The 10,784-nt window shown below is 73.2% G+C and carries 3 protein-coding genes and 1 pseudogene; 1 reads left to right on the forward strand and 3 read right to left on the reverse strand.

Going from position 1 to position 10,784, the window contains the following annotated elements; genetic code table 11:
- From DY218_RS34915 to sbnA, 3 genes and pseudogenes are all read right to left on the reverse strand, one after another.
- Positions 1–364 (reverse strand): AMP-binding protein (locus tag DY218_RS34915; protein ID WP_233521416.1); only part of this gene is annotated, 364 nt, incomplete at its 3' end.
- Positions 365–376: 12 nt separating this feature from the next.
- A pseudogene (locus DY218_RS07240) lies at positions 377–1,969 on the reverse strand (condensation domain-containing protein); the annotation flags it as partial.
- 200 nt (positions 1,970–2,169) lie between these two features.
- Positions 2,170–3,207, reverse strand: a complete 1,038-nt coding sequence (sbnA, locus tag DY218_RS07245) for a 2,3-diaminopropionate biosynthesis protein SbnA (RefSeq protein WP_128555078.1) — start codon at positions 3,205–3,207, stop codon at positions 2,170–2,172.
- A gap of 293 nt (positions 3,208–3,500) precedes the next feature.
- Between sbnA and DY218_RS07250 the strand changes: the two genes are divergently transcribed.
- The gene (locus DY218_RS07250; RefSeq protein WP_128555079.1) at positions 3,501–10,727 is read left to right on the forward strand and encodes an amino acid adenylation domain-containing protein; all 7,227 of its coding nucleotides are present in this window, start codon (positions 3,501–3,503) and stop codon (positions 10,725–10,727) included.
- Positions 10,728–10,784: the final 57 nt, after the last annotated feature.

Here is a 10,784-nt window from a genome sequence, read left to right on the forward strand (position 1 = left end):
CCATCCCCACCCGATGAACCATCGCCCCCTTCGGACGCCCCGTCGAACCCGACGTAAACATCACATACGCCAAATCCAACCCCTCGCCCAGAGCGGGGAGTTCATGTCCCGCATCCGCGTCCTCGGGCAGCGTGAGCGGCAGTACGGGGATGTCGCCGGCGATGCCGTGGGCGGCCTCCAGGCACTCGGGGCCGGCGAGCACCGCACTCGCACCGGCGTCCTGCAGCAGGCCCGCGTTCCGCTGCTGCGGCGCCTCCGGATCCAGCGGCAGATACGCACCACCGGCACCCAGCACACCCAACACCCCGCCGATGAACGGCACTCCAGGACCCGCGAGCAGCGCCACCACCGGCTTGTCCTGCACACCGGCACCCGNGCCGATGAACGGCACTCCAGGACCCGCGAGCAGCGCCACCACCGGCTTGTCCTGCACACCGGCACCCGCAAGGCGGGCGGCGACCGCACCCGCGCGGGCGACCAGGCCTGCGTAACTGACGGTGCCGTCCGGGTCGGTGACCGCCGGGGCGTCCGGGGTGACGGACGCGACGGCCAGCACCCGCTCCACGACGCCCTCATAGGCGTCGTCGTGCATCTCGCCCCGGAGGATGCCGGCGCCGGGGCCGTCGACCTGCTCCGAGACCACGTCCACGGTGCCGAGCGGGGCCGCCGCGTCCATGGCGGCGAGACGGTTCAGGAACGAGGTGAACCGGCCGAGGTGAGCGGCGAGTTCGGACTTCTCGTAGAGCTCCTCGTTGCCGTCCAGGTGGATCTCGAGGGTGCCGTCCGCACCGTTCAGGACCGTCATGATCAGGTCGTTGACGATTCCGGTGGACAGATTGCGGACCCGGCCGCGGCAGTCGGCGCCGAAGTGCAGCTCGGGGTCCTGGTCGAGCACATTGATGAACGGGCCGAACGGGCGCCGGTCGTCGATCCGCAGCCCCATGTCGCGCCGCACCCGGTCGCCGCGGTAGCGCTGGTGCTTCAGCGCACCGGCGACCTCCACCCAGGCCTGGCGCAGGAGTTGGCGTCGCGTCATGTCCGGACGCACCCGCAGCGCGAGCGGCAGGTAGTTCGCCAGCATGCCGGGGATCTGGCGGCTGACGGCGCCGACCCGTGCGGTCACCGGCAGAGTGAGCAGCGGCTCGGCCACACCGGTCACCCGCTGCACATAGGCGGCCATCACACCCACCATCAGGACCGGCAGGGTGACCTTGCCCTCGGTCGCCATCTCCCTGAGGCCCAGGGCCTCTTCGGGAGTGAGCGTGGCGGTGCAGCGCACGGTGCGGCGGCCGGGGGCCGGATCGCGGTCGGAGAGTGAGACGAGTTCGGGGGCGGAGTCCGGGTTGTCCACGAGGCGGCCGGTCCAGTACGCCCGGTCGCGCTCCAGCTGGGGCGAGTCCAGGTAGTCCCGCTCGGCCTCCACCAGGTGGCGGAAGGCGGGGACGGCAGCGGCGTCGAGCTCCTGACCGGTGGCGCCGGCGGCCAGCCGGTCGTAGAGCCCGGCCAGCTTCGGGTACATCAGGGCGCGGCTGAAACCGTCGGACAGGATGTGGTGCATGCACAGGTAGAGCAGGTGCCGGTCGGCACCGATCTTGATCAGTGCGCTGCGGAAGAGCGGGAAGTCGGTGACCTTCAGCGGCTCGTCGCGGTCGGCGTGCATCCAGTGCTCCGCCTCCGCGCGCGGGTCCGCGGCGTCGCTGAAGTCCAGCTGCTGCAGCGGGAGTTCGGCGAGCTCGCGGACGGTCTGCCGCGGCTCTCCGTCCTCCTCGGTGAAGGACACCCGCAGCCCTTCGGCCTCCTGGCCGAGACGCCGCAGGGCACGCTCCAGGACACCGGCGTCCAGCGGGCCGGTCAGCTCGATGCAGTCCGCCATGTTGTAGGCCAGCGGCCCGGTGGCGAACTGCTCGTCGAACCAGATCTCCGCCTGGGCGGCCGTCAGCGGCAGGGCGGCGTTACTGGGCGTCCTCATCGCGGTGCTCTCCCTATGCCGGGACTCAGTGCCGGGTGCCGGAACTCAGTGCCGGAAGAATTCAGTGCCGGACAATCAATGCCGGAAAGTCAGTGCCGGAATATCGGTGCCGGAAAGTCAGTGCCGGAGATCAATTCCAGAGATCAATTCCGGGCGGTCGAAGGTGACATCAGCCGTCGCGTCAGCCGTCGTGGGCGACATCAGCCGGAAGCCGTCTCGAGATCCGCGCCAGCGCCGAGACCGGCGGCCAGGTCGCCGTCGGCGAACAGCTGTCCGGCGGCCCCCGCGAGCACCTCCGGCGGATAGGTGTCGAGCACCCAGGCGTCGTGGTAGACGGTCTCCAGATACCGCTCGCCGAGGTCCGGGGAGATGGTGACCGCCGTGACCTGTTCGCCCGGGTGACGGCTGTTCAGCCAGTCCAGGGCGCCGCGTACCACCGTCCCGGTGGAGCCGCCGAACAGGAAGCCGTGCCGCATGAGTTGGCGGCAGGTGCGTACCGTGTCCGACTCGGCGACATGCACCACGTCGTCCACCAGGGACTCGTCGAGCAGCGCCGGGCGCACACTGGTGCCGAGGCCCGGGATGTGCCGGGTGCCCGCCGGAGTGCCGAAGGTGACCGACCCGACCGTGTCCACCGCGACGATCCGCACACCGGGGCGGTGGTCGCGGAAGTAGCGGGCGCAGCCCATCAGGGTGCCGGTGGTGCCGGCCCCGACGATCAGCACGTTCAGATCGGGGAACTGCCGGGCGATCGCCGGCGCGGTCTGCTGGTAGTGGGCGAGCCAATTGCCGGGGCTGCGGTACTGGTTGAGCCAGATCTTCTTCTCGTCGGCGGCGATGAGCTCCTCCACGTGACGGATCCGGGCCCCGAGGAACCCCTCCGTCTCGTGCGGCTCGGTGATCACATGGACCTCGGCGCCGAACGACTCCATGGTGCGCCGGGTGACCTCGTTGCACCGGGAGTCCGTCACGCACAGGAAGTCGAAGCCGCGGCTCGCGGCGAGCACGGAGAGCGCGACGCCCATGTTGCCCGAGGAGGACTCCACCAGGGTGGTCCCCGGGCCGAGTACGCCGGCCGCCTCGGCCTGCGCCACGATCTCGCGTGCCGCCCGCAGCTTGATGGACCCGGCGAAGTTGAATCCCTCCACCTTGAGGAAGAGGCGGCGTCCGGAGAACGGCTGGAGATTGACGAAGAGGTCGCTGACATCGAATTCATGCGACGCGGATATGACTGGCAATGGAGTCTCCTGGCCGACAGCAGCAACGATTCTGACCTCGGCGCAACACTCCAGGGTGCGGCTGACGCTGCACTGACGGACTGCTGACACCGCTTCGCGCCCCTCTCGGGGCCCTCGCGCGGCCGCCGGACACCGGCCCCGCGCCGTACCCGTACTCGTACGAAAGCCCGTCAGCGCGGCGTCAGTTGCAGGTCAGCGCCGGGGGAAATTCTGAACACTGCCCACCCAGGCCGGCAGGACCGCCCAGGTCCGCAGGATCGGGACAGCAGGAAGACAGGAAGAGGAGCCCGGCTTTGACACAGCCATCCACGATCAGCGAAGTCCTCCCGCTGTCGCCCCTCCAGCAGGGACTGCTCTTTCTCTCCGAGTACGACCGCGACGGCGTCGACGTCTACACCGTCCAGCTGGTCGCCGACCTCCAGGGTCTGACCGACGAGGGAGCCGCCGCGCTGCACACCGCGGCGGACACGCTCCTCGAACGGCATCCGCACCTCGCCGCCTGCTTCCGGCACCGCAGGTCCGGCGAGGCGATCCAGGTGGTGCCGGCCCGGGTGGCGGCACCCTGGCGGGAGACCGCGCCGGATGCGGGCGAGGACACCGACGCCGCGTTCGAGCGGATCGCCGAGGAGGACCGGGTACGCCGCTTCGACCTCGCCAGGCCGCCGCTGCACCGCTTCACCCTGATCCGGGCCGCCGAAGGGCGCTGCCGACTGGTGTGGACCGTGCACCACATCGTGGTCGACGGCTGGTCGATGGCCGCCCTGAGCCGCGAACTGGTCGAGCTCACCGAACAGTCGGCCGCCGGAACAACCCCGGCCGCACCCCCGCCGCAGTACCGCACCTATCTGTCCTGGCTGCAGGCACAGGACCGGGACGCGGCCCGGGACGCCTGGCGGCAGGCGCTCGCCGGAGTGTCCGAACCGACCCGACTGGTGGGCGCCGCACCGGCCCGCCCCGTGGGCGCCGCGGCATCCGGCAGCGACCCGGCAGGCGGACGCACGCGGCCCGCGCCGCTGCCCAGGTCGCTGCCGCTGTCCCTGTCCGACGCCTCGTCCGCGGCGCTCACCGCGTTCGCCCGCGCCGAGGGGCTGACCGTCAACTCCGTGGTGCAGGGCTGCTGGGCGCTGCTGCTGTCCCGGCTCACGGGCCAGCGCACCGTGCTGTTCGGCGCGGTCTCCTCGGGCCGTCCCGCCGGGCTCGCGGACGTGGAGCGGATGGTCGGCCTGTTCGCCAACACGCTGCCCGTACGCGTCGACGTCGACCCGCACCGTACTCCCGCGGAGCTCTTCGCCCAGGTGCAGCAGCGACAGGCGGCGCTCCTCGACCACGAGCACCTCACCCTCGCGGACGTGCAGCAGCTCACCGGCGTACGCGGTGAACTCTTCGACACGGCCCTGATGTTCCAGAACTATCCGGTGGGCGATCTGCCCCTGGACGGCGCCGCCGGCGCCCGCGCGGAGATCCGGTCGGCCACCCACTATCCGCTGACGCTCACCGTCTTCCCCGGCGACCGGCTGACCCTCGCCGTCAACCATCTGCCCGACCGCGTCCCGGACGCCGACGCCGAGCGCATCGGCCAGCGATTCCTGCGGCTCCTGGACGCGGCCGTGGCCGGCGCCGACCTGCCCAGCGGCCGCCTCGACCCGCTGACCGCCGGCGAGCGGGACGAGCTGCTCTGCGCCCACCAGGGGCCCGCGCGTGCCCGTCCCGCGGAGCGGGTGACGGCGCTCGTCGCCGAATGGGCCACCGGCACACCGGACGCGCCCGCGGTCCGCTGCGGCGACGACTTGCTCACGTACGGGCAGCTGCACGAGCGGGCCACCCGGCTCGCGGACGCCCTGCGTACGGCCGGTGCCGGCCCGGAGCGGATCGTGGCCATCGCGCTCGACCGCTCCACGGACCTGGTGGTCGCCGCGCTCGCGGTGCTGCACTCCGGCGCCGCCTATCTGCCGCTCGACCCGGACTACCCGGCCGAGCGGATCGGCTACATGCTGGACGACGCGGCACCCGTGGTGACCCTGACCAGCGCATCCGTCGCCGGCCGGCTCGGCGGCACGCTGCCCGCCGACGCCACCTGGCTGCTCGGTCCGCACGGCGCCCCGCCCGCGGACCTGCCGCCGGGCGACGGCACTCCGGCTCCCGTTGACAGCACCGCCGGCACCGACGGCGCCGACGGCACCGACCGCCCCGCCTACGTCATCTACACCTCCGGCTCCACCGGCCGCCCGAAGGGCGTCGTCGTCCCGCACGGCGCGCTCACCAACCTGGTCCACGACATGCGCCGCCGCTTCGCGGTGACGCCCGATGACCGGTTCCTCGCCGTGACGACCTTCGGCTTCGACATCGCCAACCTCGAACTCTTCGTCCCGCTCGCCGCCGGCGCCGAACTCGTCGTGGCACCGCGCGAGACGGTCCGCGACCCGCGGGCGCTGGCCGGCCTGTGCACCGCGAGCGGCGCCACCCTCATGCAGGCCACACCGGGCCTCTGGCAGTCCCTGGCCGCCGAGGCGCCGGAGAGCCTGGCCGGCCTGACCGCCCTGGTCGGCGGCGAGGCACTGCCCGACACGGTGGCCGAGGCACTCGGCACCCGCTGCCGGTCGGTCACCAATCTCTACGGGCCGACCGAGACCACCATCTGGTCGACCTCCGCCCCCGTCCGCCCCGGCGAGCCCGTCACCATCGGCCGCCCCATCGACAACACCCGGGTGTACGTGCTCGACCCGGCGCTGCAGCCGGTGCCCGACGGCACCTTCGGCGAGCTGTACATCGCGGGCGACGGACTGGCCCGCGGCTACCAGAACCGCCCGGCCCTCACCGCGGACCGCTTCGTCGCCGACCCGCACGGCCCGGACGGCACCCGGATGTACCGCACCGGCGACATCGTCCGCCGGGACCCTGCCTCCGGAGACCTCGAGTACGGGGGCCGCACCGACCACCAGGTGAAGATCCGCGGCTATCGCATCGAACTCGGCGAGATCGAGTCGGTGCTCGCGGCGGAGCCGGGCGTCGACGCGGCGGTCGTCGTCGCCCGCACCGGCCCGGGGGGAGACACCCTCCTTGCCGCCTATGCCGTACCGGCAGGGACCGACCGCAACCGGCTGCGGGAGCGCGCGTCTGCGGTGTTGCCCGAACACATGGTCCCTGCCGTGTACGTGACCCTGGACGAACTGCCGCGCACCCCGAACGGCAAGATCGACCGCAAGGCGCTGCCCGAGCCGGACCGGACCCGCGCCGGATCCGGACGTGCCCCCGAGGGCCCGTACGAGCAACTGCTGTGCGCGGTCTTCGCCGACGTCCTCGGGGCCGAACGGGTCGGCGCCGACGAGGACTTCTTCGCCCTCGGCGGACACTCGCTGTCCGCGACGCGGGTCGTCAACCGCCTGCGGTCCGAACTCGGCACGGACCTCCCGGTGCGCACGCTCTTCGAATGCCGTACGGCGGAACGGCTCGCGACGGCACTCGACGGGCCCTCGCAGCCCGCCGGCGACGCCCACTCGGCACCGGCCACGCCGCCCCGCCCACCGCTCGAGGCCTCCGCCGAGACCGGCTTCGCGCCGCTGTCGTACGCACAGCGGCGCCTCTGGTTCCTGTCCCGTCTGGAGGGTCCCGACGGCGCCGGCGCCGGGATGTACAACATCCCGCTCGCACTGCGGCTGACCGGCCCGCTGGACGGACCCGCGCTCGCGGACGCGCTGCGGGACGTGCTGGCGCGGCACGACAGCCTGCGGACCGTCTTCGTCGAGTCCGACGGGCTGCCCACCCAAGTGGTGCTCACCCCCGAGGAGGCCGAGCGGGCCGGCGGCCGGCTCGAGCACCTGCGCACCACCGAGGACGCACTGCCCGGGATGCTCGACGCCGAGGCCGGGGCCGGCTTCGACCTGGCACGGGACGTGCCGCTGCGCGCCCGGCTCTTCGAACTCGACGCCGAGACCCATGTGTTCGCCTTGACGCTGCATCACATCGCGGCGGACTTCTGGTCGCTCGAGCCGCTCGCCCGCGACCTGTCCGAGGCGTACACGGCACGCACGGCCGGCCGCACGCCCGACTGGCAGGCACTGCCGGTGAGTTACACCGACTACGCACGCTGGCAGCGCCGGCTGCTCGGCGAACGGGACGATACGGACAGCCTGCTCGCGCGCGAACTCGCGCACTGGCGCGGCGTCCTGGACGGCATACCCGAGGAACTCGAACTGCCCGCCGACTTCCCCCGCCCGGCCCGTGCCTCGGGGCGCGGCGCCGATGTGCACACCACCCTGCCGGCCTCCGCACACCGCGCCCTCGACGCGCTCGCAAGGGACACCGGCGGCACCCTCTTCATGGCCGTACAGGCCGGGATCGCCGCCCTGCTCACCCGCCTCGGCGCCGGCACCGACATCCCGCTCGGCACGCCCGTGGCCGGCCGCACCGACGAGGCCCTGCGCGACCTGGTCGGCTTCTTCGTGAACACCCTGGTCCTGCGCACCGACACCGGCGGCGATCCGTCCTTCCGGGACCTGCTCGACCGGGTGCGCGAGACGGACCTGACGGCGTACGCGCACGCCGAGCTGCCGTTCGAGTACCTGGTGGAGGAGCTCAACCCGGCGCGCTCGCTGGGCCGGCAGCCGCTGTTCCAGGTGATCCTGGCCTTCCAGGCCGGCACCGACCCGCTGCCCGGCCTTCCGGGTCTCACGGCGACGGTGCAGCAGGCCACCACCACGACCGCGAAGTTCGACCTGTCCTTCCAGGTGACCGACCGCAGGGACGCGCACGGCGAGCCCGCGGGCCTCGACATCCTCCTCGAGTACAGCGAGGACCTGTTCACCCGGGCGACCGCGGCCCGGCTGGCCGACTCCCTCGTCACCCTGCTCGACTCGGCCTGCGCCGCCCCCGACGCGACGCTGAGCCGGCTCGCCCTGCTGACCGGCGAGGAGCGCACCGCCCGGCTCGCCGAAGGCGCGGGCCCCCGCATCGAGGTAAGGCCCGACACCCTGCCCGGCCTGTTCGAGGAGCATGTCCGCCGGGCGCCCGACCGGCCGGCCCTGGTGGACCCCGGGGCGGCGGACCCGCTCGGCTCGGACCGCCGGCCGGACGACACCACCCGGCTCAGCTACGCCGAACTGGACGCCCGGGCCAACCGGTTGGCCCGCGAACTGGTCGCCCGCGGAGCCGGCCCCGGCAGCGTCGTCGCCCTTGCGATCCCCCGCTCGTCCGCGACGGTGGTGGCGCTGCTGGCCGTCCTGAAGACCGGTGCCGCGTATCTGCCCGTCGATCCGGAGTACCCGGCGGACCGCATCGCCTACATGCTGGACGACGCCTCGCCCGTCGACGTACTCACCGTCCACTCCGCAGCCGATCGACTGCCCGGACCGGCCCGTCCTGCTCTCGTCCTGGACGATCCGGAGGTCGCGGCACGGCTCGCGGCGCGGTCCGCCGCGCCGCTCACCGACGCCGAGCGGACCCGGCCGCTCACCCCGCGGGACACCGCCTACGTCATCTACACCTCGGGCTCCACCGGCCGCCCGAAGGGCGTCGTCGTCCCGCACGCGGGTGTGGTGAATCTCGCCGCGCACCACCGTGAGCGGCTCGGCGCCGGACCGGACGCGCGGGCCCTGCAGTTCGCCTCGTTCAGCTTCGACGCGACGGTGTGGGAGCTGTGCGCTTCCCTGTTCGCGGGAGGGACCCTGGTGCAGGCCACCGCGGAGGCGCGGGTCTCCGGCGAGGTGCTCGCCGGCTTCGTCGCCGAGCACCGGGTCACGCACGCCGTACTGCCCCCGACGGTCGTCGCCGGCATTCCGCAGGACCGGTCCCTGCCGGACGACCTGGTCCTGGCGGTCGCGGGCGAGGCGTGCCCGCCCGCGGTCGCCGCCCGCTGGGCACGGACCCATCAGCTCCGCAACGCCTACGGGCCGACCGAGACCTCGGTCTGTGCGACGGTCAGCGACCCGCTCGACGGAGCCGGCAAGCCGCCCATCGGCCGTCCCGTCGCCAACTTCCGCACCTATGTGCTCGACTCCGCCCTCGCCCCCGTGCCGCCCGGCGTGACCGGCGAGCTGTATGTGGCCGGTGCCGGTCTCGCCGACGGCTATCTGGGGCGGCGTACGGTCACCGCGGAGCGGTTCGTCGCCGACCCGTTCGGTCCGCCGGGCACCCGGATGTACCGGACCGGCGATCTGGTGCGCCCGCTGCCCGGGGGCAGCCTGGACTACGTCGGCCGGGCGGACCAGCAGATCAAGCTGCGCGGGTTCCGTATCGAGCCCGGTGAGGTGGAGGCGGTGCTGACCGGCCATCCGGTGGTCGACCAGGCCGCGGTGCTGGTCACCCGATCCCCGGACGGATCGGGGCAGTTGACGGGGTACGTGGTGCCGGTACCCGGCGTCGCGGAGGTGGACGCCCCGGTCCTGAAGGAGTACGTGGGCCGATCGCTGCCCCCGCACATGGTGCCGTCCGCCCTGGTGACCCTGGGCGCGCTGCCGCTGACCACCAACGGCAAGCTGGACACCGCCGCGCTGCCGGCGCCGGGGCGTGCGGTGCGGGCCGCCGCCGGGCGGCAGCCACGCACCCCGTCCGAGGTGATCGTGGCCGAGGTGTTCGCCGCGGTACTCGGACTCGACGAGGCCGACGCGGAGACCGACTTCTTCGCGGCCGGCGGAAGCAGCCTCGATTCGGTGCGGGTGGTGAGCCGGGCCGCCAAGGCCGGTCTGTCGATCTCCCTGGCCGACGTGTTCTCCCGCCGCACGGTGGCCGAGCTCGCGGCCTGCGCACGGACCCGGTCACCGCACCCCGACGGGCCCGGCCTGTTCGGGGCCGGCGAGCTCGGCGCGGAGGCGCTCGGGCCGGTCCTGGACATTCGGCCCACCGGCACCGCGGCCCCGCTCTTCTGCCTGCACGGCGGGGTCGGCTTCGGCCTGCCGTACGCGGGTCTGGCCCGGTGGCTGGACGAGAGCCGGCCGGTGTTCGCGCTGCAGTCGGAGGGAATCGCGCCGGACACGCCCTGGCAGCGGCCGCCGGACGTACGGACGCTCGCCGCGGACTACCTGGAGCGGGTGCGGGCGATCCAGCCGTCCGGTCCGTACCACTTCCTCGGCTGGTCCTTCGGCGGCCTGGTCGCCCACGAGATGGCGGTGCAGCTCCAGGCGCAGGGGGAACGCACCGCGTTCCTCGGCGTCCTCGACAGCTTCCCGGTCGCGGACGGTGACCCGCGGCCGTCCGACGACGAGATCCGCCGCAACTTCCTCGAGCACGTCGGCCAGTTCGGTGATACGCGGGCGTTCGGCGAGGACGACGTCCGGCGTCTGATGACCGTGATGCGGCACCACACCGATCTCGCGCACGCCTTCACCCCGGGCCGCTTCGACGGCGCACTCACGCTGTTCGCGGCCACCGGGGACCGGGCGCCGGGCGAGCTGCCCGCACGGTGGCGTCCGCACCTCGGCGGCCGGCTCACGGTGCACGAAGTGCCGTACGGACACGAGCAGTTGCTCGGACCGGAGGCGGCGCGGCTGATCGGCGAGGCGGTCGACGCGGCACTGCACGGCGGCTGAACCGGCCGGGCGCACCGACGCGGCGCCCGGCGCACCGGGAGTTTCCCCGGGCGCCGG

The organism is Streptomyces triticagri, assembly GCF_003429565.1.
Classification (GTDB): Bacteria; Actinomycetota; Actinomycetes; order Streptomycetales; family Streptomycetaceae; genus Streptomyces; species Streptomyces triticagri.